This window comes from Streptomyces sp. JB150, from assembly GCF_011193355.1.
In the GTDB taxonomy this organism is placed as follows: domain Bacteria; phylum Actinomycetota; class Actinomycetes; order Streptomycetales; family Streptomycetaceae; genus Streptomyces.
This window is the reverse complement of the sequence record NZ_CP049780.1, coordinates 2,155,076-2,179,781: the sequence shown is the minus strand read 5'-3', so window position 1 is coordinate 2,179,781 and position 24,706 is coordinate 2,155,076. Positions and strand designations below refer to the sequence as shown.

Genomic DNA, 24,706 nt, shown 5'->3' with positions numbered 1-24,706 from the left:
GTCGGTCGGCTCCTTCGGGCTCAGGCGCCCGCCGCGTCGGCGGCAGCTTCGGTGGCGGCCGCGATCAGCTCACGGGCCGCGTCGAGGTCGTCGGGGGTCTTCAGGGCCAGCGTCCGCACACCGGGCAGGGCGCGCTTGGCGAGACCGGTGAGGGTGCCGCCGGGGCAGACCTCCAGCAGGGCGGTGACGCCCATGGCCTTGAAGGTCTCCATGCACAGGTCCCAGCGGACCGGGTTGGCGACCTGGCCGACCAGCCGGGAGACGACCTCGTCACCGGTGGCGACGGTCTGCCCGTCCTTGTTGGAGACGTACGGCACCGCCGGGTCGGCGGGCGTCAGCGCGCGGGCGGCCTCGGCCAGCTTGTCGACCGCGGGGGCCATGTGGTGGGTGTGGAACGCGCCGGCCACCTGCAGCGGAACGATCTTGCGGACGCCCTCGGGCTTGTCCTCGTTCAGCGCGGCCAGCTGCTCCAGCGTGCCCGCGGCGACGATCTGGCCGGCGCCGTTGACGTTCGCCGGGGTCAGGCCCAGCTTCTCCAGGTGGGCGACGCTCACCTCGGGGTCGCCGCCGAGCAGCGCCGACATGCCGGTCGCGGTGATCGCGGCGGCCTCCGCCATGGCCAGCCCGCGCTTGCGCACGAGGGTCAGCGCGGCGGTGTCGTCGAGGACGCCGGAGAGGGCGGCGGCGGTGATCTCACCGACGCTGTGGCCCGCGACCGCACCCGGCCGGATGTCACCGAGTGCCGTGGCCGACAGAATGCCGGCGGCGACCAGCAGCGGCTGGGCGACGGCGGTGTCGCGGATCTCCTCCGCGCCGGCCTTCGTGCCGTAGTGGGCGAGGTCCAGTCCGATGGCCTCCGACCAGGCGGCGACGCGTTCGGCGGCACCGGGCAGGTCGAGCCAGGGGGTCAGGAAGCCGGGCGTCTGAGCGCCCTGGCCGGGAGCGACGAGTACGAGCACTCTCACACTCTCTCTTGGGGACGGGCACGGCCGCCCGTGGGGACAAGGACGAAGAACAGCAAGGGGTTTTGTGGACCCCGCACAAAAGCCTAGGGCTGGGCATCCCCGTCGGCCAGACGCCCCAGGATGAGCGCGATCCGCAGTGTGAAGGCGGAGCGTACATCGGAAGGGGACCAGCCGGTGACGTCAGTCACACGTCGGAGCCGGTAGCGGACGGTGTTCGGGTGAACGAAGAGCATCCGGGCGGCCCCCTCCAGACTGCTCGCCTGCTCCAGATACACACTCAGCGTCTCCAGGAGCGCGGACCCGGCCTCCTCCAGCGGTCTGTAGATCTCCTCCACCAACTGCTCGCGGGCGCCCGGGTCTCCGGCGATCGCGCGCTCCGGCAGCAGATCGTCCGCCAGCACCGGCCGCGGGGCGTCCTGCCAGGCGGAACACGCCTTCAGTCCGGCCGCGGCGGCCTGCGCGGACCGGGTCGCGGCCAGCAGGTCCGGCACGATCGGACCCGCCACCACGGGCCCCGCCGCGAACGGCCCGATCAGCGACTTCGCGACCGCCAGCGGGTTGTCGCTGCCGCCGGCGATGACGACCAGCCGGTCCCCGAGGACCCCGGTGAGCACCTGCAGCTTGGCGTGCCGGGCCGCCCGCCGGATCGCCTCCACGGTCAGCTCGGAGTCGCCGTCGGGTGCCGTGCCCAGCACCACGCAGACGTGCTCCGGCGAGTTCCAGCCCAGCGCGGCGGCCCGCGAGACCGCCCCCTCGTCGGCCTCCCCGCTCAGGACCGCGTTCACCACCAGCGACTCCAGGCGGGCGTCCCAGGCACCGCGTGCCTCGGCGGCCTGGGCGTAGACCTGCGCGGTGGCGAAGGCGATCTCCCGCGCGTACACCAGCAGCGCCTCGCGCAGCACCGACTCGTCGCCGGGCGCCGCGACCTCGTCGATGGCCGACTCCATGACCTCGATGGTGGTGCGCACCATCTCCACGGTCTGCCGCAGCGTGATCGCCCGGGTCAGCTCGCGCGGCGCGGTCCCGAAGACGTCGGTGGAGATCGCCTGCGGGGCGTCCGGGCGCCGGAACCACTCCGTGAACGCCGCGATACCCGCCTGCGCGACCAGCCCGATCCAGGAACGGTTCTCCGGTGGCATGGCCCGGTACCACGGCAGGGTCTCGTCCATGCGCGCGATGGCCTGCGCGGCGAGGGATCCGGAGGACTTCTCCAGCCGCTTCAGGGTCGCGTCGTGCGGATGGGCGCGGCGTGCGGCTACGGGGCTGCTGGATTCGGGTTCGGGCACGGGGACAAGACTGCCTTATCGGAACGGGAGCATGCGCCGCCGGGTCGTCATGGACGTCTACGGTGGGATGCGTGATGGACATACGGCGCGCCGGCGAGCGCTCTGCCGGAGGGGACCCGGAGTCGGGGATCGTATCCCGGCACGCCTTCTCCTTCGGCTCGCACTACGACCCCGACAACCTGCGCTTCGGCGCGCTGATCGCCTGCAACGAGGAGCGGCTCGCCCCCGGCGCCGGCTTCGACGAGCACCCGCACAGCCACACCGAGATCGTCACCTGGGTCGTCGAGGGGGAGCTGACCCATCGCGACTCCACGGGCCGCGAGAGCGTCGTACGCCCCGGAGACGTTCAGCACCTGAGCGCCGCGGCCGGCGTCCGCCACGTCGAACGCAACGACGGCGACACCCCGCTCACCTTCCTCCAGATGTGGCTGACCCCCCTGACCCCCGGCGGCACCCCCGCCTACACGGTCACCCGGGCGCTCACCACCCCGTACCCGGTGCCCGCCGCCGGCGCCACCCTCCATGTGCTCAGGCTCACACCGGGCGAGCGGGCCGCCCTGCCGGACGCGCCCCTCCGCTACCTCCACGTCGTCCGGGGCGACCTGCGCCTGGACACGCGGACACTGGGTCCCGGCGACTCGGCGAGGATCACCGGGACGCAGGCCGTGGAGGCGCGGGCGCGGACGGCGACGGACGTCCTGCTCTGGGAGATGACCGCGTAACCCGCACGCGGTCACCGCTCCCGCCGGCTCAGCCGCGCACCTCGGCCAGCACCGCGTCCGTAAAGGGCGGCCACGCCTCGACCGCCCAGGGCCCGAAGGCGCGTTCGGCCAGGGCGACGCAGGCCACGCCCGCGTCCGGGTCGATCCACAGGAACGTCCCGGACTGCCCGAAGTGACCGAACGTCCGCGGCGAGGACGACGACCCGGTCCAGTGCGGCGACTTCCCGTCCCGGATCTCGAAGCCGAGCCCCCAGTCGTTGGGGTTCTGGTGCCCGTACCCCGGCAGCACCCCCTTGGTCCCCGGGTACTGCACGCTCATCGCCTCGGCCACCGTCCGCGGATCCAGCAGCCGCGGCGCCTGCACCTCCGCGGCGAACCGCAGCAGGTCCGCCACGCTCGACACCCCGTCCTTCGCGGGGGACCCCTCCAGCGAGGTCGACGTCATCCCCAGCGGCTCCAGCACCGCCTGCCGCAGATACTCGGCGAACGGGATGTCCGTGGCCTTCGCCACATGATCGCCCAGCACCTCGAACCCGGCGTTCGAGTACAGCCGCCGCTCGCCGGGCGTCCCCGTCGAACGGTGCTCGTCGAAGGCCAGCCCCGAGGTGTGCGCCAGCAGATGACGCACCGTCGAGCCCCGCGGCCCGGCCGGCTCGTCCAGCTCGATCGCGCCCTCCTCGTAGGCGACCAGCACCGCGTACGCGGCCAGCGGCTTGGTCACCGAGGCCAGCGGGAAGGGCCGGTCCACCGGCCCGTGGATCCCGAGGACCGTGCCGTCGGCCCGTACGACACCCGCGGCGGCGGCGGGAACAGGCCAGTTCTCGATCAACGCGAGGCTGTTCAGCGACATGCGTCGAGCCTAAGCGCTCACCGCTGTGCTCCCGTCGACGGGTCCGGCGGGCTTGTCCTTGCCTGGAGTGCACTCCAAGGTCATAGCGTGGTGGCCATGACGGTGATGCAGACCATGCCCGCGGCCACCGACGACCAGCCCAGCACGACCGACATCTGCTCCGCCGCGCCACCCCGGCACCCCCGCCCGGACGGCCAGGACCGCTACACGATCAGCGAGGTCGCCGCCTTCACCGGCCTGAGCGCCCACACCCTGCGCTGGTACGAACGGATCGGCCTGATGTCCCACATCGACCGCTCGCACACCGGCCAGCGCCGCTACACCAACCGCGACCTGGACTGGCTGGACCTGGTCGGCAAGCTGCGGCTGACCGGAATGCCGGTCGCGGACATGGTCCGGTACGCCGAGCTGGTGCGCCAGGGCGACGACACCTACCCCGAACGGCGCGAACTGCTGGAGGCGACCCGCCGGGACGTCCTCAAGAGGATCACCGAACTGCAGGACACGCTCGCCGTACTCGACCGCAAGATCGGCATTTACTCCGAGAGGACCCGATGACCACCACCACCCTCCCCACCGTCCGGCTCGGCGCGCACGGCCCGGAGGTGGGAGGACAGGGCCTCGGCTGCATGGGCATGAGCTTCGCCTACGGCCCGGCCGACGCCGGGGAGTCCCGGGCCACGCTGGAACGGGCCCTGGAACGCGGCGTCACCCTGTTCGACACGGCGGACGCCTACGGCGACGGGGACAACGAACGCTTCCTCGCCCCCTTCGTGCGGGCGCACCGCGACGAGCTGGTCATCGCCACCAAGTTCGGGCTGTCGATACCGCCGGACGACCCCGCCCGGCGCATCATCCGCAACGACCCGCCGTACCTGCGCCGGGCCGTCGAGGCCAGCCTGCAGCGCCTCGGCACCGACGTCATCGACCTCTACTACATGCACCGCCGCGACCCGCGGGTCCCCGTCGAGGAGACCGTCGGCGCCATGGCCGAACTGGTCCGCGAGGGCAAGGTCAAGCACCTCGGCCTCAGCGAGGTGACGGCCGGCGAGCTGCGCGCCGCGCACGCCGTGCACCCGATCGCCGCCGTGCAGTCGGAGTGGTCGCTGTTCAGCCGCGACATCGAACGCAACGTCGCCCCGGCCGCCGCCGCGCTCGGCGTCGCCCTGGTCGCCTACTCCCCGCTCGGCCGGGGCTTCCTCACCGGCTCCTTCGCCCGCGCCGAGGACCTCACCCCCGACGACTTCCGCCGCCGGCAGCCCCGCTACACCGGCGACAACGCGGCGGCCAACGCGGTGCTCGTGGACCGGGTCCGCGAGGTCGCCGCCCGCCGCGACGCCACCCCCGGCCAGGTCGCCCTGGCCTGGGTCCACCACCGGCAGACGGTCCACGGCCTCCCGGTGATCCCCCTGCCGGGCACCAGCAAGCCCGGCCGGGTGGACGAGAACACCGCGGCGGCCCGCCTCACCCTCACGGAAGAGGACCTGGCCGTCCTGGAACCGCTCGCCTCCCTGGTGGCGGGCGACCGGTACGCGGACATGGCGTTCACGTCCGCGGGACGGGAGTGAACCCGCCCGGCCCCCGGCGGCCGCTCACAGCTCGGCGAGCAGCTCCGCCTTCTTCACGCAGAACTCCTCGTCGGTGACCAGCCCGGCCTGATGCAGCTCCCCGAGGTGCCGGATCCGCTCGGCGATGTCCGCGGGGTCGCGGCGCCGGTGCGCCACGGCCACCGCGGGCACCGGCCCCTGCGCCCGCACCGCCGCCAGCACCGCCGCCGCGAACGGCAACGACTCGTGCACGGGCCCGTACCCCAGCCCGAACACCACCGCCGCCGGATCCTGGTCGGCCTGCGCGGGCTGGTCCTGACCGCACCCGACCCGCCGCAGCAGCCGCAGATACCCCTCGAACAGCTCGGGGGAGCGCCACTCGACGCCCCCCAGCTCCGTGACGGGGAAACTCTGGTCGCCGGCCTTCCACTTCGCCGACGACGCCCCGGTCCAGAACCACCGGAACCGCACGGTCGTCCCGTCGAAGGAGGCCTTCCCGTCGTACGCCTTGAAGGACAGCGGGGCGCCGGGCGCGGCCACGAGGAACCGGTCCGCCGGTCCCGACTCGGTCAGCCGTGCCCGCAGCTCGTCGGCGTAGTACTCGGCGAGCATCTCCTGCTCGGCCGGCAGTACCAGCCGGTACGGATCCCCGTTCTCCTTCAGCTGCCCGTCCGCCGCCTCCAGCACGGGGTCGGCGCCCGGCCGCACCTCCGCGCGCAGCACGACGGTCCCGCGCTTCCCGGGGGTCAGCGTGACCCCCTGCAACGCCGCCAGCGGCACCCGGCGCTCACCGAGCGCCTGGAACAGCTTGGGTGTCCGAATCCCCCGTTCGTAACGGATGAGCACGGAGTCGGACTCGAACTCCCAGGCGGCATGAAATCCGGCCAGTACGTCACCCATGCGGCTCATCGTATGCGGCGCACGCTCTTTCGTCCCCTCCCTGCGCATACCGCAGTTCTTCCGTCCTCTACGCGCGTCCGGCCGGGAACGCACCGGACAAACCCGCCCGGCACATGCCCCGATCGTCGGCGCACTCCACCGCGCGGTACGCGCCAACCCCGATCTCGGCGAGGTTCGCCAGGCTCTCTGTGCCCGGTTCGAAGTACCCGGCGTGCCCGCGGGCGCCGCGCGCCGACAGCAGCCGGGCGCCGAAGGCGGCGGACATCGGGTCCGCGCCGTGCCCGAGGCCGCCGAGGTCGAGATACGGCACGTCCTGGATCCAGTCGTCGGCGTCCCGCATGGCCCACACATGGGCGGAGGTGCCCAGGTGCGCCGCCTTCGCGACCCGCATGCCGGGGCTGCCGGCCACCGCTATGTCGGCGACCCGCCGCGGCAGCGCGGGCGCGGCGACGCCGCACACCACCGAGCCGTAGCTGTGGCAGAACAGGGAGACCGGCGCGTCGCCGGGCAGCGCGCGCACCAGCGCGGTCAGCCGGACGGCGCCGTCCGCGGCGCGGTGCGCGGTGGCCGCGTCCATGCCGATGCCGCTGGGGGCGGTGTAGTCGGCCCAGGCGATCACGGCGGTGCGGGTGCCGGGGCTCGCCGCGCGTTCGGCGGTGTACAGCGACTTCGCCATGCCGACCGGTGCGGAGTGGGCGCGGCGGGTGCGCTGGAAGGTGAGCAGGTCGGTGTCGACGCCGGGCACGACGACGGAGATCCGCTCGGCCCGGGTGAGGTCGCCGAAGACCTCGGCGATCCGGCCCGAACCCTCGGGGTCGAAGGCGAGGATGTGCCGCTCCTCGCGCATCAGCGCCTCGAAGCGGTGCATCCGGCGGCCGGCCTCCTGCTGTCCGGCCGGGGTGAGCCGGCTGTCGCGCATGCGCCGCCGCTCCACTTTCCCGGCCTGGGCGAGGGCGACGCGGTTGGCGCGGTAGCGCAGGTCGACGGGGGCGCCGTTCATGTTGCCGACCGCGAGCGGATAGCGGTGGGCGAGGCGGGTGCGCTGGGCCTCGGTGAGCGAGGCGAAGAAGCGGGCCAGCCGGTCGGGGCCGGAGTCCGGGTCCGGCAGCGGGTGTCCGTCGATCCGCCCCCGCTCCCAGGCGGTGAGGGAGGCCTGCAGCGGGGTGGTCTCCCGGTGGCCCTTCAGCGCGGTCCAGCCGGTGGTGGCCAGCATGACGAAGACCACCGCCAGCGCGAGCAGCGCGCGCCAGAGGTTGAGTTGCGGGGAGGTGTCGAAGGAAGTCACTGGGAGGACACACTAGGAGAACGAGAGGGTCTCGCGTGACCCGTGTGACAGGCGTCACGTTTGGGTGCCCGGCCGCGGAGCAGACGGATGGGTTGCGCGTCCCGCGGGGGTGGCGTGGCGCGGCTGCGCGGGGACGGCGGCCCCCGTTTCCGCGGCTCTACGGCGTGCGCCAGTCATCCGCGAGCGCCGGTCCGACCTGATCGAGGTAGGCCGCCGTCAGCGCGCGCAGCGCCTCCACGCTGAAGTCGTCCCCCGCGCTCCACAGCCGCTCGGTGACCCTTATCACCCCGCCGAAGACGGCCACCGCCACCCGGGGGCGCGGATCGGCGTCCACGTCCAGGCCCTCCCGCCGCGCGATCAGCCGCGCGATCCGCTCCTCGGCCTCGGCGGAGCTGCGCAGGTACGCGGCGAGCAGGACCGGCGTCGACTCGATGACCCGGTACATCCGCAGGTACAGCTCGATCGGCACGACGGCCTCGACGATCTCGTGCAGGGTGTCCCAGCCCTCCTGCACGGCCCGGCGCATCGCCTCCAGCGGCGGCTCGTGGGCGGGGCGGGCGCGCAGGGCCTGGACGAAGTGGTCCATGGCCAGCTGCTGGGCGGCGAGGGCGGCCTCCTCCTTGCCCGCGAAGTAGCGGAAGAAGGTGCGCTGCGAGACGTCGACGGCCGCGGCGATCTCGTCGACGGTGGTCTGCTCGTAGCCGCGCGTGGTGAACAGTTCGAGGGCGGCGCGGATCAGCGCGTCCCGGGTGCGCTGTTTCTTGCGCTCGCGCAGGCCGGGCGGTGTCGCCGCGTTCATGGCACCTCTTCTCCGCATTGTCCGGCCCCGACCGTACCCAGGTGACGTGTCAGTTACCGAAACCTGAAATCGTTTGTCAACTGTCAGCGGCTGTCACTAGCCTCGAAAGTATGACTAGTCAGACCACCATCGACTCGACGGGGCCGGGGGACGGCGCGTCAGCCCCGTCCGGTCCGGCACCCGCCAAGGGGCTGCGCGGGCACCCGTGGTTCACCCTCATCACCGTCGCCGTCGGGGTCATGATGGTGGCCCTCGACGGCACCATCGTGGCCATCGCCAACCCCGCGATCAAGGACGACCTGAAGGCGAGCTTCGCCGACGTCCAGTGGATCACCAACGGCTACTTCCTCGCCCTCGCCGTCTCCCTGATCACCGCGGGCAAGCTGGGTGACCGCTTCGGCCACCGGCAGACCTTCCTCATCGGCGTCGTCGGCTTCGCCGTCGCCTCCGGGCTCATCGGCATGTCCGGCAGCATCGCGCTGGTGGTCGCCTTCCGGGTGCTCCAGGGCCTGTTCGGCGCGCTGCTCATGCCGGCCGCGCTCGGTCTGCTGCGGGCCACCTTCCCGGCCGAGAAGCTGAACATGGCGATCGGCATCTGGGGCATGGTCATCGGTGCCTCCACCGCCGGCGGCCCGATCCTCGGCGGTGTGCTCGTCGAGCACGTCAGCTGGCAGTCGGTGTTCTTCATCAACGTGCCGGTCGGCGTCCTCGCCGTCGTCCTCGGCGCGCTGATCCTGCTCGACCACCGCGCCGAGAACGCGCCGCGCTCCTTCGACCTGCCGGGCATCGCGCTGCTGTCCGGCGCGATGTTCTGCCTGGTCTGGGGCATCATCAAGGCCCCGCCGTCCGAGTGGGGCTGGGGCGACGGCAGGACGTGGGCCTTCCTCGGCGCCTCCCTGGTCGGCTTCGCGCTGTTCACCTTCTGGGAGACGAAGGTGAAGGAGCCGCTGATCCCCCTGGGCCTGTTCCGCTCGCTCTCGCTGTCCGCGGGTGTCGTGCTGATGGTCCTGATGGCCATCGCCTTCATGGGCGGCCTGTTCTTCGTGACGTTCTACCTGCAGAACGTGCACGGCATGGGCCCGGTCGACGCCGGCCTGCACCTGCTGCCCCTCACCGGCATGATGATCGTCGGCTCCCCGCTGGCCGGCGCGATGATCACCAAGCTCGGCCCGCGGATCCCGCTGGCCGGCGGCATGGCCGTCACCGCGCTCGCCATGTGGGGCATGTCCACGCTGAAGGAGGACACCGGCAGCGGGGTGATGTCCCTGTGGTTCGCCCTGCTCGGCCTGGGTCTCGCGCCGGTCATGGTCGGCGCCACCGAGGTCATCGTGGGCAACGCCCCGATGGAGCTGTCGGGCGTCGCGGGCGGTCTCCAGCAGGCGGCGATGCAGATCGGCGGCAGCCTCGGCACGGCCGTGCTGGGTGCGGTGATGGTCTCCAAGGTCGACAGCGACCTCGCCGGCAACTGGGCCGACGCGGGCCTTCCGCCGCTGAGCCCGGAGCAGGCGGCGCAGGCCTCCGAGGCCATCCAGGCCGGTGCGGCCCCGGTCCCGCCGGGCACCCCGCCGGAGATCGCCGCGAAGATCACCGACGTCGCGCACGACACCTTCATCTCCGGCATGTCCCTGGCGTCGCTGGTCGCCGCGGGCGTCGCCGTCGTGGCGGTGTTCGTCGCCTTCCTCACCAAGCGCGGCGAGAACGCGCAGGCCGGAGCGGGCGCGGCGCACATCTGACGGCACATCCGCCCCAGGCGTCGTTTCCCCTATCAGGGTGACAACGCTCAAGATCCCTCCCCAGCCGAGCGCGCCGCAGGTCACAGTGGGTCAAGCCCTCCGTACGGCATGTTCCGTCGGCACGTTCCACGCGAGCAGGGCGACCTGGGCTGCGGCGCGCCGCTGGAGGGGGGTGGCGCGCCGGCAGGCAGGATGGAGAAGCGCGACGGGGGTACCCGCCCCTCATCGGAAACCCGAGGAACCGAGCGGTTCAGGGACTTGTCGATGGCGGGCTGTCCGGACACGGACCGCGCGGGTACCCCCGCTCACGCGACCGGATGAGGCCACGGACCGGGCAGGACCGCGCAGGCCCGCCATCGCCGAACTCCCGCCTGACCGGCGCGGCAGGACGCCCGCGGCGCGGGGCCCTCACCTGGACTCCCGCAGGGCGGCCACCTCCGCCCGCAGCGCCCGCACCTCCTGCGTCAGCGCGGCGATCGCCTCCGTCTGCCGCCGCTCCTCCGCGTCGTCGCTCTCGAACCGCGAGATGAACCACGCGGCGATGTTCGCGGTCACCAGACCCAGCAGCGCGATCCCGGACAGCATCAGCCCCACCGCCAGCAACCGCCCCACCCCGGTGGTCGGCGCGTGGTCCCCGTACCCCACGGTCGTCATCGTCGTGAACGACCACCACACCGCGTCACCCAGTGTCCGGATGTTCCCGTCCGGCGCCTCGCGCTCCACGGACAGCACGGCCAGCGACCCGAACATCAGCAGGCCCACCACTGCCCCGGCGACATACGTCGTCAGCCGGATCTGCGAGGCCATCCGCGCCCGCTGCCCCACCAGCAGCAGCGTCGACACCAGCCGCAGCAGCCGCAGCGGCTGGATCATCGGCAGCAGCACCGCGCACAGGTCGATCCAGTGCCGCCGGACGAACTCCACGCGCCGCCCGGCAAGCGCCAACCGCACCAGGTAGTCGGCGGCGAACGCGCCCCACACCGTCCACTCGACGACCGCGCAGGCGAACGTGACCGGCTCGCTCGCCGTACTGTGCACGATGGGCACGGCATAGGCGACGGCGAAGGCCACGGCCAGCGCCATCAGCGGTTTCTGGGTGCGCTCTTCCCACCGGATCCGCGCGGACTCTTCCCTCATGCCGGGCATCGTAGGGAACGCGCAAGGGGCGGCGGACCCGCAGGTCCGCCGCCCCTTCCGGCCCGGCCCGTGCTACGCGTCGCCGCCCGCGACGCCGGGGTCCGCAGCCGACACGTCCAGCAGCCGGTACCGGTCCACGGCCTGCTTCAGCACCGACCGGTCGACCTTCCCCTCCTTCGCCAGCTCGGCGAGGACCGCCACCACGATCGACTGCGCGTCGATGTGGAAGAACCGCCGTGCCGCGCCCCGGGTGTCGGCGAAGCCGAAGCCGTCGGCGCCGAGCGACTGGTACGTCCCCGGCACCCAGCGGGCGATCTGGTCCGGGACCGACCGCATCCAGTCGGAGACGGCCACGAACGGCCCCTCCGCCCCGGACAGCTTCCGCGTCACGTACGGCACCCGCTGCTCCTCCTCCGGGTGCAGCAGATTGTGCTCCTCGCACGCGACCGCGTCCCGCCGCAGCTCGTTCCAGGAGGTCGCGGACCACACGTCGGCCCGTACGTCCCACTCCTCGGCGAGGATCTTCTGCGCCTCGACCGCCCACGGCACGGCCACGCCGGAGGCGATGATCTGCGCCGGGATCCGGCCGGCCGTGCCCTCGCTGAACCGGTGGACGCCCTTGAGGATGCCCTCGACGTCGACGTTCTCCGGCTCGGCCGGGTGCTGGATCGGCTCGTTGTAGACGGTCAGGTAGTAGAAGACGTCCTCGCCGTGCGGGTGCTCCTCACTGGCGCCGTACATCCGGCGCAGCCCGTCCTTGACGATGTGCGCGATCTCGAACCCGAAGGCGGGGTCGTACGCCACACAGCCCGGGTTGGTGGAGGCGAGCAGCTGGGAGTGGCCATCCGCGTGCTGAAGCCCCTCACCCGTCAGGGTCGTGCGCCCGGCGGTCGCGCCCAGCACGAAACCGCGCGCCAGCTGGTCGGACATCTGCCAGAACTGGTCGCCGGTGCGCTGGAAACCGAACATCGAGTAGAAGACGTACACCGGGATCAGCGGCTCGCCGTGGGTGGCGTACGACGAGCCCGCCGCGATCAGCGAGGCCGTGCAGCCCGCCTCCGAGATGCCGTCGTGCAGCATCTGGCCGGTCGGCGACTCCTTGTACGCGAGCAGCAGATCGCGGTCGACCGCCTCGTACTGCTGGCCGAGCGGGTTGTAGATCTTCGCGCTCGGGAAGAACGAGTCCATGCCGAAGGTGCGGTACTCGTCCGGCGCGATCAGCACGAACCGCTTGCCGATCTCCTTGTCCCGCATGAGGTCCTTCAGCAGCCGGACGAACGCCATGGTCGTCGCGATGGACTGCTGACCGGAGCCCTTCTTCACGGTCGCGTACGCCTGGTCGCCCGGCAGGGTGAGCGGCTTGGAACGCACGACCCGGGTCGGCACGTACCCGCCCAGCGACTTGCGCCGGTCGTGCATGTACTGGATCTCCTCGGAGTCCCGCCCCGGGTGGTAGTACGGCGGGAGCCCGCCCTCCAGCTCCTTGTCGGGGATCGGCAGGTGCAGCCGGTCCCGGAACCGCTTGAGGTCGTCGACCGTCAGCTTCTTCATCTGGTGGGTGGCGTTGCGGCCCTCGAAGTTCGGGCCCAGCGTCCAGCCCTTGATCGTCTTGGCCAGGATCACCGTCGGCTGGCCCTTGTGCGCGCGGGCCGCCGCGTACGCCGCGTAGATCTTGCGGTGGTCGTGGCCGCCGCGCCCCAGGTGCAGGATCTGGTCGTCGCTCATGTGCGCGACCATCGCGCGCAGCCGGTGGTCGTCGCCGAAGAAGTGCTCGCGGATGTAGGCGCCGGACTCCGTGGCGTAGGTCTGGAACTGGCCGTCCGGGGTCGTGTTCATCTTGTTGACGAGCACGCCGTCGCGGTCCTGCGCGAGCAGCGGGTCCCAGCTGCGGTCCCAGACCAGCTTGATCACGTTCCAGCCGGCGCCCCGGAAGACCGACTCCAGCTCCTGGATGATCTTGCCGTTGCCGCGCACCGGGCCGTCGAGGCGCTGCAGGTTGCAGTTGACCACGAAGGTCAGGTTGTCCAGGCCCTCGCGGGCGGCGATGGTCAGCTGGCCCAGCGACTCCGGCTCGTCCATCTCGCCGTCGCCGAGGAACGCCCACACATGGGACTTCGAGGTGTCCGCGATGCCGCGCGCGTGCAGGTAGCGGTTCATCCGGGCCTGGTAGATCGCGCCGATCGGGCCGAGGCCCATCGACACGGTCGGGAACTCCCAGAAGTCCGGCATCAGCCGCGGGTGCGGGTACGAGGACAGCCCGTACGGCGCCTTCGACTTCTCCTGGCGGAAGCCGTCCAGGTGCCGCTCGCTCAGCCGGTCCAGCAGGAACGCGCGGGCGTAGATGCCCGGCGAGGCGTGGCCCTGGAAGAAGACCTGGTCGCCGCCGTCGCCCTCGTCCTTGCCCCGGAAGAAGTGGTTGAAGCCCACGTCGTACAGGGACGCCGAGGAGGCGAAGGTGGCGATGTGGCCGCCGACGCCGATGCCGGGGCGCTGGGCGCGCGAGACCATCACGGCGGCGTTCCAGCGGGTGGCGTTGAGGATCCTGCGCTCGATCTCCTCGTTGCCCGGGAAGAACGGCTCGTCCTTGGTCGCGATGGTGTTGACGTAGTCCGTGCTGCGCATCTCGGGCACGGCCACGCGCTTCTCGCGGGCCCGCTCGATCAGCCGCAGCATCAGGTAGCGGGCGCGCTCACGGCCCCGCTCGTCGATGGCGGCGTCGAGGGAGTCGAGCCACTCCCGCGTCTCCTCGGGGTCGAAGTCAGGAACCTGACTCGGAAGGCCGCCAATGATGATCGGATTGCGATCGGATCCGGAAGCCACGCTGGTCCTTACCTGTCAGAGGGCTGGGTGAGCTGTTCGAAGCCTTGTTCCACTGGCTTGCGCCGTTCCCCCATCGTGTACCTCACTGCGCCGAACGTCACCTCTACCGAGAAGTAACCGCCATAGGTTCGAATGTCGTACCCATGGATGGTTCCCAAACGCACAAACAGGGCAGATAGGTGTGGTGTGTGTCACCTTGGCCTTGGCGCACGTGCCTGAAGTTGCGGCGACACGGCCGGGATCGTCACCGTTTCGGCGGTCTGAACCGCCGGGTACTTGCGCGATCCGCCCCGCCCGTGTGGACTACGGCCAATGCTTCGCGCACGCGCGTGGCTGAGATATTCCCAAGACATGATCAGGAGGCAACCCGTGAGCGCGACCGCGGACCACGCGGAGGAGCGGACGAACCCTGCCGCCAGGCTGGGGTTCCAGCCCGGGCAGGTGGTCCAGGAGATCGGCTACGACGACGACGTCGACCAGGACCTTCGCGAGGCCATCGAGGAAGCCATCGAGGGCGACCTGATGGACGAGGAATACGACGACGTGGCCGACGCCGTTGTGCTCTGGTTCCGTGACGACGACGGCGACCTGACGGATGCGCTGGTGGATGCCACCACGTACATCGAGGAAGGCGGCGCGATTCTGCTCCTCACGCCGAAGACCGGCCGTGCGGGGTACGTGGAGCCGAGCGACATCTCGGAAGCCGCGACGACCGCCGGTCTGACGGCGTCCAAGAGCGTCAGCGTGGGCAAGGACTGGAGCGGGAGCCGCCTGGCCACGCCGAAGGCCGCCAAGTCGAAGCGGTGACCGTTCCGGTCGTCCGCTGAGAACAGCCGAGCACGGACGGGCTGAGTTCGCTCAGCCCGTCCGTCGTCTTGTGCGGGCCGCTGCGTAAGGTGTCATCGTCCGAACGGCCCACCGAAGGGATGACACGACGATGGCGATCCAGGTCGGCGACAAGGCGCCCGACTTCGAGCTGAAGGACAACCACGGCCGGACCGTGAAGCTGTCGGACTTCCGCGGCGAGAAGAACGTGGTGCTGCTCTTCTACCCGTTCGCCTTCACCGGCGTGTGCACCGGCGAGCTGTGCGAGGTGCGCGACAACCTGCCGCGGTTCGCCGACCGCGACACCCAGGTGCTCGCCGTCTCCAACGACTCCATCCACACCCTGCGCGTCTTCGCCGAGCAGGAGTCCCTGGAGTACCCGCTGCTGAGCGACTTCTGGCCGCACGGCGAGGTCTCCCGCGCCTACGGCGTCTTCGACGAGGACAAGGGCTGCGCGGTGCGCGGCACCTTCGTCATCGACAAGGAGGGCGTGGTCCGCTGGACGGTCGTCAACGGCCTGCCGGACGCCCGTGACCTGAACGAGTACGTCAAGGCCCTCGACACCCTCTGATTCTTCGTCCACAGGGCCTGCGGGGCACGGGAACCCGTCACTAGGATCGACTCGTTTGATCCGTTAGCAACGCACGACGGGGCTCCCCGCCCCAGGACACCAATGGAGGGACTCGTGGGAGTCAGCCTCAGCAAGGGCGGCAACGTATCGCTGACCAAGGAGGCCCCGGGCCTGACCGCGGTCATCGTCGGTCTGGGGTGGGACGTGCGCACCACGACCGGCACGGACTTCGACCTCGACGCCAGCGCACTGCTGCTGAACAACGCCGGCAAGGTCATCAGCGACGGGCACTTCGTCTTCTTCAACAACCTCAAGAGCCCCGACGGCTCGGTGGAGCACACCGGTGACAACCTCACCGGTGAGGGCGAGGGCGACGACGAGCAGATCAAGGTCAACCTCGCCGCTGTCCCGGCCGAGGTCGACAAGATCGTTTTCCCGGTGTCGATCTACGACGCCGAGAACCGCCAGCAGTCCTTCGGCCAGGTCCGCAACGCCTTCATCCGCGTGGTGAACCAGGCCGGCGGCGCCGAGATCGCCCGGTACGACCTCAGTGAGGACGCCTCCACCGAGACCGCCATGGTCTTCGGCGAGCTGTACCGGCACGGCGCCGAGTGGAAGTTCCGCGCCATCGGCCAGGGCTACGCCTCGGGTCTGCGCGGCATCGCGCAGGACTTCGGCGTGAACGTCTGAGCGAGCGGCCCAGCCGTCTGGAAGGTCACCGTCCGGCGTCGCACGGTTTACGTGCGGCGCCGGACGCGCAGGACAGCCAGTGAAGCATCGCCTCGGGGAGGGACCAGCATCATGGGCGTCACGCTCGCCAAGGGGGGCAACGTCTCCCTGTCCAAAGCCGCGCCGAACCTCACGCAGGTGATGATCGGACTCGGCTGGGACGCGCGCTCCACCACCGGAGCGCCCTTCGACCTCGACGCCAGCGCCCTGGTGTGCAGCGGCGGCCGCGTCATGGGCGACGAGTGGTTCGTCTTCTACAACCAGCTCAAGAGCCCCGACGGCTCGGTGGAGCACACCGGCGACAACCTCACCGGCGAGGGCGACGGCGACGACGAGTCGATCCTGGTCGACCTGTCCAAGGTGCCCCCGCAGTGCGACAAGATCGTCTTCCCCGTCTCGATCCATCTGGCCGACGAGCGCGGCCAGACCTTCGGCCAGGTCAGCAACGCCTTCATCCGCGTCGTCAACCAGGCCGACGGCGTCGAGCTGGCCCGGTACGACCTCAGTGAGGACGCCTCCACCGAGACCGCCATGATCTTTGGCGAGGTCTACCGCCACCGGGGAGAATGGAAGTTCCGGGCCGTAGGTCAGGGGTACGCGTCGGGCTTGCGGGGCATCGCCCTAGACTTCGGAGTCAACGTTTCGTAAAGCCGGGTGCGGCGCGGGGGAGACCCGTACACCCCGTACACAAGGGATTGGGTAGCCAGTGGTTCTGAAAACGTTCGGCTGGTCGTTCGCGGTCACCGCGCTCGGCCTCGTCGCAGCGGTCTTCTACGGGGGGTGGACCGCCTTCGGCGTCGTGGCGATCCTTTCCATCCTCGAGATCTCGCTGTCCTTCGACAACGCGGTGGTCAACGCCGGAATCCTCAAGAAGATGAGCCCGTTCTGGCAGAAGATCTTCCTGACGATCGGCATCCTGATCGCCGTCTTCGGCATGCGGCTGGTCTTCCCCGTCGTCATCGTCGCCATCAGCGCCCAGCTCGGGCCGATCGAGGCCGTCGACCTCGCGCTCACCGACAAGGACCGCTACCAGGAACTGGTCACCGACGCCCACCCGGCGATCGCCGCCTTCGGCGGCATGTTCCTGCTGATGATCTTCCTGGACTTCATCTTCGAGGACCGGGACATCAAGTGGCTCGGCTGGCTGGAGCGCCCGCTGGCCAAGCTCGGCAAGGTCGACATGCTGTCGGTCTGCGTCGCGCTGATCGTCCTGCTGATCACGTCGATGACCTTCGCCACCCACGCCCACCTGCACGCCGGGCCCGCCGACAAGGCGGAGACGGTGCTGCTCTCCGGCGTCGCCGGCCTGATCACGTACATGATCGTCGGTGGTCTCTCCGGCTACTTCGAGGACAAGCTGGAGGAAGAGGAGGAGCGCGAGCACGAGATGGAGGAAGAGGCCGAGCGCAGCGGCAAGCAGCGCCCGGCGATCGTCCTCGTCGGCCGCGCCGCGTTCTTCATGTTCCTCTACCTCGAGGTCCTGGACGCCTCCTTCTCCTTCGACGGTGTCATCGGCGCCTTCGCCATCACCAACGACATCGTGATGATGGCCCTCGGCCTCGGCATCGGCGCCATGTACGTCCGGTCGCTGACCGTGTACCTGGTCCGCCAGGGCACCCTCGACGACTACGTCTACCTGGAGCACGGCGCCCACTACGCCATCGGCGCCCTCGCGATCATCCTGCTGGTCACCATCCAGTACGAGATCTCCGAGCTGATCACCGGCGGCATCGGCGTCGTCCTGATCGCCGCCTCCTTCTGGTCCTCCGTCCGCCGCAACAAGGCGCTCGCGGCGGCCGAGGGAAAAGCTGACTCCTCGGGCAAGACCGAGGTGTCGTCCGGGGTGTGACGCCCGCGCGGGTGAGGAACGCTCTGAGCGGGGCGGTCGTCGAGGACGTACGTGTCCTGGGCGGCCGCCCCGTCGTCGTGTGCGACCGGTGGTATCCAGGGTTTACAGGGGGCGGGAATGGGCTTGCTGGACGGGTTCCGGCGTGGGCGGACGGTCGAGTTCGACTCGGGCAACGCGGCCACGAACGCGATCGAGCTGACCAAGCGGCACGGCCAGGTGTCGCTGACCAAGCAGGGCGCGGCCACCGGGCACCTGCGGATCAACCTGGCCTGGCGGATGCGCAGCTCGGACATCGGGGGACCGCAGCGGGAGAGCCTGCTGCGCCATCCCCTCAAGGCGCTGCGGCCGCCGGAGGTGATGGGGCACACCCAGAGCATGGTCAACGTCGACCTGGACCTGGGGTGCCTGTACGAGCTGCAGGACGGGACCAAGGGCGTGGTGCAGCCGCTCGGCGGCTACTTCGGGGACGTCAACGCGCCGCCGTACGTGAAGCTCACCGGCGACGACCGGTTCGGGTCCGGGTCCGGGGAGACGCTGTACGTCAACCTCGACCACCGCGAGGCGATCAAGCGGCTGCTGGTGTTCGTCTACATCTACGACCAGACGCCCGCGTTCGACCGGACGCAGGCGGTGGTCACGCTGTACCCGACCAGCGGGCCGCGGGTGGAGATCCAGCTGGACGAAAGGCAGCCGCAGGCCCGGTCCTGCGCGGTGGTGACGATCGAGAACGTGAAGGGCGAGATGATCGTCCGGCGGGAAGTGAAGTTCGTGTACGGGTTCCAGGCCGAGCTGGACCGGCTCTACGGGTGGGGGCTGCAGTGGGGGCGGGGGCACAAGACCAAGGCCGAGCGGTGAGCGTCCGGCGGCGCCCTCACCGTCCGATGAACTGCGGGCCCTGCGGCGGCATCCGGAACTCGGACGTGGGCTGGGGAGTGCCGTAGGACGGCGGGCTCGTCGGCTGCGGGTAGCCGTAGGCCGGCGGCGCGGCGGGCGGCTGCTGGGTGACCGGGGGCTGCGGGTAGCCGTAGCCGGGCTGCGGGGGGATCGCCTGGGTGGGCTGTTCCGGCGGGAGGGGCTGGGAGACCTCCGCGGACGGCGGCGCCGGGGCCGGCTCCTCCGCGGCCTCCGACTCGTCCACCGAGATGCCGAAGTCCGTGGCCAGGCCCTTCAGGCCGTTCGAATAGCCCTCGCCGAGCGCGCGGAACTTCCAGGTGTCGCCGCGCCGGTACAGCTCGCCGCAGATCAGCGCGGTCTCCTCGCCCGTCTCCGGCTTCACGTCGAAGTACGCCAGCGGCTCCCCGTCCGGCGCGGCGGCGTCGTACAGCAGGATGCGCAGATCCCGTACGCGGTCGAAGGCGACGCCGTCCGCCGAAGCGACGAGGAGAATCTGTCCGACGGCGGGCTCGACACCGGCCAGATCCGTCTGGATCGTATCGGTCAGGCCCTCGGCGGTCCGCTTCTTGCCGAGCCGCCAGACCGTGCCGGAGGGGTGCCGGGGCTGGTTGTAGAAGACGAAGTCCTCGTCGGAGCGCACCCGGCCGTCGGGGCCGAGGAGCAGCGCCGAGGCGTCGACATCCGGGACCCCCTGCCCGGGCGTCCAGCGCAGCACGGCGCGCACCGTCGTGGCTTCGAGCGGGACGTTCGACCCCTTCAGCATGGCGTGCGTCATGCGGTCATCCTGCCTTCTCCGTCCTGGTCACGACAACGCGGGGTCGGGTGGCGCCGAGCCCGCGATGTGGAGACCTGGTTACGTGAAATTCATGCCTGGTGGGAACCCGGGACATGGAGATCTACGTACTATTACCGGCCACCTAACGGCACTTTTCTCGACACACCACCGGCCGATCCGTCGCCACGGGGGAGCTTTATGCGTCATTTCGGGCACCTCGCCCCTGAGGTGCGGCAGCGCCTCTTCCACCGGGAGCCCTGCGAGTTCACCGCCGACTCCCCGGCCCGGCTGCTCGCCGCCGCCCTCGGCGCCACGCTGTACAGCCCGGCCACCCGGCCCCGGCTCGCCGACGACATCCTCAAACAGGCCGGACGGGGCGTGGTGTCGATGGTGCTGTGCCTGGAGGACTCGATCGACGACGCGGACGTCGGCGCGGGCGAGGAGAACCTGGTCCGCCAGTTCGCCGACCTCGCCGGCCGCTCCGGCGCCGCCGAGCCGCCGCTGCTGTTCATCCGCGTCCGCACCCCCGAGCAGATACCCGACCTGGTGCGCCGGCTCGGCCCGGCCGTGCGGCTGCTGTCCGGTTTCGTGCTGCCCAAGTTCACCGAGGAACGCGGCATCCCGTTCCTGGAGGCCCTGGCCACCGCCGAGGCGGCGAGCGGGCGGCGGCTGTTCGCCATGCCCGTGCTGGAGTCGCCGGAGCTGCTGTACCGCGAGTCGCGCGTGGAAACCCTGGAGGGCATCTCCCGGGCCGTCGACAAGTACCGCGAGCGCGTCCTGGCGCTGCGCCTCGGCGTCACCGACTTCTGCTCGTCGTACGGCCTGCGCCGGGCCCCCGACATGACGGCGTACGACGTGCAGATCGTCGCCTCGGTGATCGCCGACGTGGTGAACATGCTCGCCCGCGCCGACGGCACCGGGTTCACCGTGACCGGGCCCGTGTGGGAGTACTTCCGGGTCCAGGAGCGCATGTTCAAGCCACAGTTGCGCCGCAGCCCCTTCCTGGAGGGGCAGGCGGAGGAACTGCGCGAGAGACTGATCGAGCACGCCATGGACGGGCTGCTGCGGGAGATCTCGCTCGACCAGGCCAACGGCCTGCTCGGCAAGACCTGCATCCACCCCTCCCACGTGCTGCCCGTGCACGCGCTGTCCGTGGTCAGTCACGAGGAGTTCAGCGACGCCCAGGACATCCTGCGGCCGGAACGCGGCGGCGGGGGTGTCCTCAGGTCGGCGTACACGAACAAGATGAACGAGGTGAAGCCGCACCGCGCGTGGGCCGAGCGGACCCTGCTGCGCGCCGAGGTCTTCGGCGTGGCGCACGAGGACGTCGGCTTCGTGGAACTGCTGGCCGCGGGCATACCGACCTGAACCGGCCACCATTTGGCCTCCTCAAGCCTCTATTCAAGGGACGCATGAACAAGGCAGTGAACGACGGGGTCTGGTCCGGCAGCTGGGTCGCCCAGCGGCTGGGCCTCGAACTCATGGGCGACGACCGGCTGACCGACCTGCTGGGACTCGCGCTGCGCCGCAACCCCAAGCGGGCGCACCTGCTGGTGTCGAACGTGCTCGGCAAGCACGTGCCCCAGTCACCGTCCGTGGTCTACGGCCACGGTCTCGCCCTCGGCCGCCGGGTCCGCGCCCTGCTGGGCGACGACGCGGCCCACCGGGCGGTCGTCCTCGGCTACGCGGAGACCGCGACCGGCCTCGGCCACTCCGTCGCCGACGGCCTGGCCCTCGCCCCCTGCCTGCACTCCACCCGCCGCCCCGTGGCCGGCCTCACCCCGGCGGGCGGCTTCGAGGAGTCCCACTCCCACGCCACCAGCCACCTCCTGCTCCCCGAGGACCCGGCCCTGCTCGCGGGCTCCGGCCCCCTCGTCCTCGTCGACGACGAGTTCTCCACCGGCAACACGGTCCTCAACACCATCCGCGACCTGCACGCCCGCCACCCGCGCGAGCACTACGTCGTGGTCGCCCTCGTCGACATGCGCTCGGCGGCCGACGCCGGGCGCCTGGAGGCGTTCGCCGGGGAGATCGGTGCCCGGATAGACCTGGTGACGACGGCCTCGGGCACCGTGCAGCTGCCCGAGGGGGTGCTGGAGAAGGGGCAGGCCCTGGTCGCCGAGTACGACCCCGAGCCAGGGGCGCGACCGGCCCCCGCCGGCCCGCGGACACCCGACGGCCGTGTCACCCGAGTCGATCTGCGATGGCCCACCGGCCTTCCCGACGGCGGCCGCCACGGCTTCACCCCCGAACACCGCACCCGCCTGGAGGCCGCCCTCCCCGCGATGGCGGCCCGACTCGCCGACGCCCTGCCCGCCGGTGCCCGCCGGGTGCTGGTGCTCGGCTCCGAAGAGCTGATGTACGCGCCGCTCCGGCTCGCCCACGAGCTGGAACGACTCCTGCCGGGGGTGGGGATACGCTTCTCCACCACCACCCGCTCGCCCGTCCTCGCCGTCGACGATCCGGGGTACGCGATCCGCACCCGCCTGGTCTTCCCCGCCCACGACGACCCGGCCGACGGCCCCGGCGACCGCTACGCCTACAACGTCGCGGGCGCCGGCTTCGACGCCGTCGTCGCCGTCGTCGACTCGGCCGCCGACACCCCCGCGCTGCACGCCCCCGACGGCCTGCTCGCCCGGCTCGCCGAGCACATCCCGCACGTCCTGCTGACGGTCCTCCCGTCGTACGTCCCCGGGGCCGCGACGGCCCCCGAAAGGCCCGCCATGCTGCCCGAGCCCCTCCGCGGCCCCGCCTTCTCCTCGTACCCGCCCGACGAGGTCGGCTGGCTGCTCCAGGACCTGTCGGACGTCACGCTGGAGGCGCCGACCGAGGAGCGGGAGGAGGCCATCCAGCGCGGCGGCGCCCACTACGCCGAGTCGCTGCCGGTGGAGTACCAGCCCAGCGAGGACTACCAGCGGTTGTTCCACTCCGCGCTGGACGACTCGGCCGCCCGGATCGCCACGGCCGTCGGCGTGGTCACCGAGACCGTGCTCGCCGAGCGGTCCCCGCGCCCGGTCCTCGTCTCGCTGGCCCGCGCCGGCACCCCCGTCGGCATCCTGATGCGCCGCTGGGCGCAGCACCGCCACGGCCTCGACCTGCCGCACTACGCGGTCTCCATCGTGCGCGGCCGCGGCATCGACGCCAACGCGCTGCGCTGGCTGGCCGCCCACCACGACCCGTCCGACGTCGTGTTCGTCGACGGCTGGACCGGCAAGGGCGCGATCACCCGGGAACTCGCGGCGGCCCTCCAGGAATTCGAGAAGGCGGAGGGCGTCACCGGCTTCGACCCGGAGATCGCGGTGCTCGCCGACCCGGGCTCGTGCGTGCGCACCTACGGCACCCGCGAGGACTTCCTGATCCCCTCCGCCTGCCTCAACTCCACGGTCTCCGGGCTGATCTCCCGCACCGTGCTGCGCGCCGACCTGGTCGGCCCGCACGACTACCACGGCGCCAAGTTCTACCGCGAACTCGCCGGCGCGGACGTCTCCGCCGCCTTCCTCGACGCGGTCTCCGCCCGCTTCGCCGAGGCCGGCGACACGGTGGACGCGCAGGTCAAGGAGTTGCTCGCCGCCGACCGCACCCCCACCTGGGAGGGCTGGGCCGCGGTGGAGCGGATCAGCGAGGAGTACGGCATCCACGACGTCAACCTGGTCAAGCCGGGCGTCGGCGAGACCACGCGCGTGCTGCTGCGCCGCGTACCGTGGAAGATCCTCGCGCGGGCGGGGGCCGGCGCGGACCTGGACCACGTGCGGCTGCTGGCCGAGCAGCGCGGGGTGCCGGTCGAGGAGGTCGCCGAGCTGTTCTACACCTGCGTGGGGCTGATCCATCCCCGGTTCACACGCGGCGCGACGGGCGCCGACGGAAAGGCGGTGGCCGTCTGATGCCGGTGCTCGTGGCGAGCGACCTGGACCGCACGTTGATCTACTCGGCGGCGGCCCTGTCGCTGACCATGCCGGACGCGCGGGCCCCCCGGCTGCTGTGCGTCGAGGTGCACGAGAGCAAACCGCTGTCGTACCTGACCGAGACCGCGGCGGGGCTGCTCGGCGACCTCGGGGACGCGGCGGTGTTCGTCCCGGCCACGACCCGGACCCGCAAGCAGTACCAGCGCATCAGCCTGCCGGGCCCGCCGCCCGCCTACGCCATCTGCGCCAACGGCGGCCATCTGCTGGTGGACGGTGTCTCCGACCCCGCCTGGCACGCCCGGGTGAGGGCGCGGCTCGCCGACGAGTGCGCCTCGCTGGACGAGGTGCGGGCCCATCTGCTGGCCACGGCCGACCCGGCGTGGGTGCGCAAGCACCGGGTCGCCGAGGACCTGTTCGCCTACCTCGTCGTCGAACGGGAGCTGCTGCCCGAGGAGTGGGTGAAGGAGCTGGCCGTCTGGGCGGAGAACCGCGGCTGGACGGTCTCCCTGCAGGGCCGCAAGATCTACGCCGTGCCGAAGCCGCTCACCAAGAGCGCGGCGTTGCACGAGGTCGCCCGCCGCACCGGCGCCGAGCTGACGCTGGCCGCGGGCGACTCGCTGCTCGACGCCGACCTGCTCCTCGCCGCGGACCGCGCCTGGCGCCCGGGCCACGGCGAACTGGCGGACACCGACTGGACGGCCCCCACGGTCACGGCCCTGCCGGAACGGGGGGTACTGGCGGGCGAGCGCATCCTGCGAGAACTCCTGAGAGCGACCCGGACCGCGACCCTTTAGGGGCGCGGGGAACTGCGCGACCGGCCACGACGGGCCCGTGGGCGGCGACGGGCTCGTGGGCGGCGACGGGCCCGCGGACGGCGACGCGCTCGTGGGCGGCGACGGGCCTGCGGGCGGCGACGGCCCGCAGAAGGCGACGCACCTGCGGACGGCGACGGGCCCGCGGGCGCGTGGCGTGCTATCCGCAGCAGCCGCCGCCCGGGCCGCTTGCCGCGCGGGGCGCGGCGGCCGGGGTGGACGCGGTCCCGTTTACCGGGGGACGCTCTAGGGGCGCGGGGAACTGCGCGACCAGCCGCGACGGGCCCGCGGACGGCGACGGGCCC

At 71.5% G+C, this 24,706-nt stretch carries 22 protein-coding genes; 13 read left to right on the top strand and 9 right to left on the bottom strand.

Annotation, left to right across the window (positions count from 1 at the left end):
• Nucleotides 1–20: 20 nt before the first annotated feature.
• Both G7Z13_RS10175 and fasR read right to left on the bottom strand, forming a co-directional pair.
• Nucleotides 21–959, bottom strand: a complete 939-nt coding sequence (locus tag G7Z13_RS10175; RefSeq protein ID WP_165998001.1) for an ACP S-malonyltransferase — start codon at nucleotides 957–959, stop codon at nucleotides 21–23.
• An 89-nt stretch (nucleotides 960–1,048) separates the two neighbouring features.
• On the bottom strand, nucleotides 1,049–2,251 hold the full coding sequence (fasR, locus tag G7Z13_RS10170; RefSeq protein WP_165997999.1) for a fatty acid biosynthesis transcriptional regulator FasR: 1,203 nt from the start codon (nucleotides 2,249–2,251) through the stop codon (nucleotides 1,049–1,051).
• Nucleotides 2,252–2,325: 74 nt separating this feature from the next.
• Between fasR and G7Z13_RS10165 the strand changes: the two genes are divergently transcribed.
• A complete protein-coding gene (locus tag G7Z13_RS10165; protein ID WP_166004824.1) occupies nucleotides 2,326–2,973 on the top strand; it encodes a pirin family protein in 648 nt (215 codons plus the stop codon).
• Between the two features lie 28 nt (nucleotides 2,974–3,001).
• On the opposite strand, the gene G7Z13_RS10160 is transcribed toward G7Z13_RS10165, so the two are convergent.
• Nucleotides 3,002–3,823: a serine hydrolase domain-containing protein gene (locus tag G7Z13_RS10160; RefSeq protein WP_165997997.1), complete on the bottom strand. Its 822-nt coding sequence runs from the start codon at nucleotides 3,821–3,823 to the stop codon at nucleotides 3,002–3,004.
• A 96-nt stretch (nucleotides 3,824–3,919) separates the two neighbouring features.
• Between G7Z13_RS10160 and G7Z13_RS10155 the strand changes: the two genes are divergently transcribed.
• Together G7Z13_RS10155 and G7Z13_RS10150 are read left to right on the top strand one after the other, a co-directional pair.
• On the top strand, nucleotides 3,920–4,381 hold the full coding sequence (locus tag G7Z13_RS10155; protein WP_165997995.1) for a MerR family transcriptional regulator: 462 nt from the start codon (nucleotides 3,920–3,922) through the stop codon (nucleotides 4,379–4,381).
• The gene (locus G7Z13_RS10150; protein ID WP_165997993.1) at nucleotides 4,378–5,391 is read left to right on the top strand and encodes an aldo/keto reductase; all 1,014 of its coding nucleotides are present in this window, start codon (nucleotides 4,378–4,380) and stop codon (nucleotides 5,389–5,391) included. The genes G7Z13_RS10155 and G7Z13_RS10150 overlap by 4 nt, the downstream gene beginning before the upstream one ends.
• Before the next feature lie 24 nt (nucleotides 5,392–5,415).
• Here the strand turns inward: G7Z13_RS10150 and G7Z13_RS10145 are convergent, their stop codons facing one another.
• The 3 genes from G7Z13_RS10145 to G7Z13_RS10135 form a co-directional block, all read right to left on the bottom strand.
• Nucleotides 5,416–6,279, bottom strand: a complete 864-nt coding sequence (locus G7Z13_RS10145) for a DUF4429 domain-containing protein (RefSeq protein ID WP_165997990.1) — start codon at nucleotides 6,277–6,279, stop codon at nucleotides 5,416–5,418.
• A gap of 58 nt (nucleotides 6,280–6,337) precedes the next feature.
• On the bottom strand, nucleotides 6,338–7,555 hold the full coding sequence (locus G7Z13_RS10140; protein WP_165997988.1) for an alpha/beta hydrolase: 1,218 nt from the start codon (nucleotides 7,553–7,555) through the stop codon (nucleotides 6,338–6,340).
• Between the two features lie 157 nt (nucleotides 7,556–7,712).
• On the bottom strand, nucleotides 7,713–8,354 hold the full coding sequence (locus G7Z13_RS10135; protein ID WP_165997986.1) for a TetR family transcriptional regulator: 642 nt from the start codon (nucleotides 8,352–8,354) through the stop codon (nucleotides 7,713–7,715).
• A 110-nt stretch (nucleotides 8,355–8,464) separates the two neighbouring features.
• Between G7Z13_RS10135 and G7Z13_RS10130 the strand changes: the two genes are divergently transcribed.
• Entirely contained in the window at nucleotides 8,465–10,087 is a 1,623-nt protein-coding gene (locus G7Z13_RS10130; protein ID WP_165997984.1) for an MFS transporter, read from the top strand.
• Between the two features lie 408 nt (nucleotides 10,088–10,495).
• On the opposite strand, the gene G7Z13_RS10125 is transcribed toward G7Z13_RS10130, so the two are convergent.
• Complete coding sequence (locus tag G7Z13_RS10125; protein WP_165997983.1) at nucleotides 10,496–11,224, bottom strand: potassium channel family protein; 729 nt, start codon at nucleotides 11,222–11,224, stop codon at nucleotides 10,496–10,498.
• Nucleotides 11,225–11,296: 72 nt separating this feature from the next.
• Nucleotides 11,297–14,044, bottom strand: coding sequence for a pyruvate dehydrogenase (acetyl-transferring), homodimeric type (aceE, locus tag G7Z13_RS10120; RefSeq protein ID WP_165997980.1), 2,748 nt, complete (start codon nucleotides 14,042–14,044; stop codon nucleotides 11,297–11,299).
• Between the two features lie 369 nt (nucleotides 14,045–14,413).
• Between aceE and G7Z13_RS10115 the strand changes: the two genes are divergently transcribed.
• The 6 genes from G7Z13_RS10115 to G7Z13_RS10090 all read left to right on the top strand — a co-directional run bounded on the left by G7Z13_RS10115 (nucleotide 14,414) and on the right by G7Z13_RS10090 (nucleotide 18,873).
• A complete protein-coding gene (locus tag G7Z13_RS10115) occupies nucleotides 14,414–14,851 on the top strand; it encodes a DUF3052 domain-containing protein (protein ID WP_206313039.1) in 438 nt (145 codons plus the stop codon).
• A 130-nt stretch (nucleotides 14,852–14,981) separates the two neighbouring features.
• Complete coding sequence (locus tag G7Z13_RS10110; protein ID WP_165997977.1) at nucleotides 14,982–15,440, top strand: peroxiredoxin; 459 nt, start codon at nucleotides 14,982–14,984, stop codon at nucleotides 15,438–15,440.
• A 114-nt stretch (nucleotides 15,441–15,554) separates the two neighbouring features.
• Nucleotides 15,555–16,130 (top strand): TerD family protein, encoded by a 576-nt coding sequence (locus G7Z13_RS10105; protein WP_165997975.1) that lies wholly within the window; start codon nucleotides 15,555–15,557, stop codon nucleotides 16,128–16,130.
• Between the two features lie 111 nt (nucleotides 16,131–16,241).
• Nucleotides 16,242–16,817 (top strand): TerD family protein, encoded by a 576-nt coding sequence (locus G7Z13_RS10100; protein ID WP_165997974.1) that lies wholly within the window; start codon nucleotides 16,242–16,244, stop codon nucleotides 16,815–16,817.
• A gap of 58 nt (nucleotides 16,818–16,875) precedes the next feature.
• Entirely contained in the window at nucleotides 16,876–18,018 is a 1,143-nt protein-coding gene (locus tag G7Z13_RS10095; RefSeq protein ID WP_165997972.1) for a DUF475 domain-containing protein, read from the top strand.
• A gap of 117 nt (nucleotides 18,019–18,135) precedes the next feature.
• Nucleotides 18,136–18,873 (top strand): Tellurium resistance, encoded by a 738-nt coding sequence (locus tag G7Z13_RS10090; RefSeq protein WP_165997970.1) that lies wholly within the window; start codon nucleotides 18,136–18,138, stop codon nucleotides 18,871–18,873.
• A 16-nt stretch (nucleotides 18,874–18,889) separates the two neighbouring features.
• Here G7Z13_RS10090 and G7Z13_RS10085 read toward each other — a convergent pair whose 3' ends face one another.
• Nucleotides 18,890–19,687, bottom strand: a complete 798-nt coding sequence (locus G7Z13_RS10085; RefSeq protein ID WP_165997968.1) for a TerD family protein — start codon at nucleotides 19,685–19,687, stop codon at nucleotides 18,890–18,892.
• Nucleotides 19,688–19,885: 198 nt separating this feature from the next.
• Between G7Z13_RS10085 and G7Z13_RS10080 the strand changes: the two genes are divergently transcribed.
• Genes G7Z13_RS10080 through G7Z13_RS10070 form a run of 3 tightly spaced genes read left to right on the top strand, consistent with a single transcriptional unit; the run spans nucleotide 19,886 to nucleotide 24,383 of the window.
• Nucleotides 19,886–21,055: an HpcH/HpaI aldolase/citrate lyase family protein gene (locus G7Z13_RS10080; protein WP_165997967.1), complete on the top strand. Its 1,170-nt coding sequence runs from the start codon at nucleotides 19,886–19,888 to the stop codon at nucleotides 21,053–21,055.
• A gap of 44 nt (nucleotides 21,056–21,099) precedes the next feature.
• A complete protein-coding gene (locus G7Z13_RS10075) occupies nucleotides 21,100–23,568 on the top strand; it encodes a phosphoribosyltransferase (RefSeq protein ID WP_165997965.1) in 2,469 nt (822 codons plus the stop codon).
• The gene (locus G7Z13_RS10070; RefSeq protein ID WP_165997963.1) at nucleotides 23,568–24,383 is read left to right on the top strand and encodes an HAD family hydrolase; all 816 of its coding nucleotides are present in this window, start codon (nucleotides 23,568–23,570) and stop codon (nucleotides 24,381–24,383) included. Before G7Z13_RS10075 ends, G7Z13_RS10070 begins: the two co-directional genes overlap by 1 nt.
• Nucleotides 24,384–24,706: the final 323 nt, after the last annotated feature.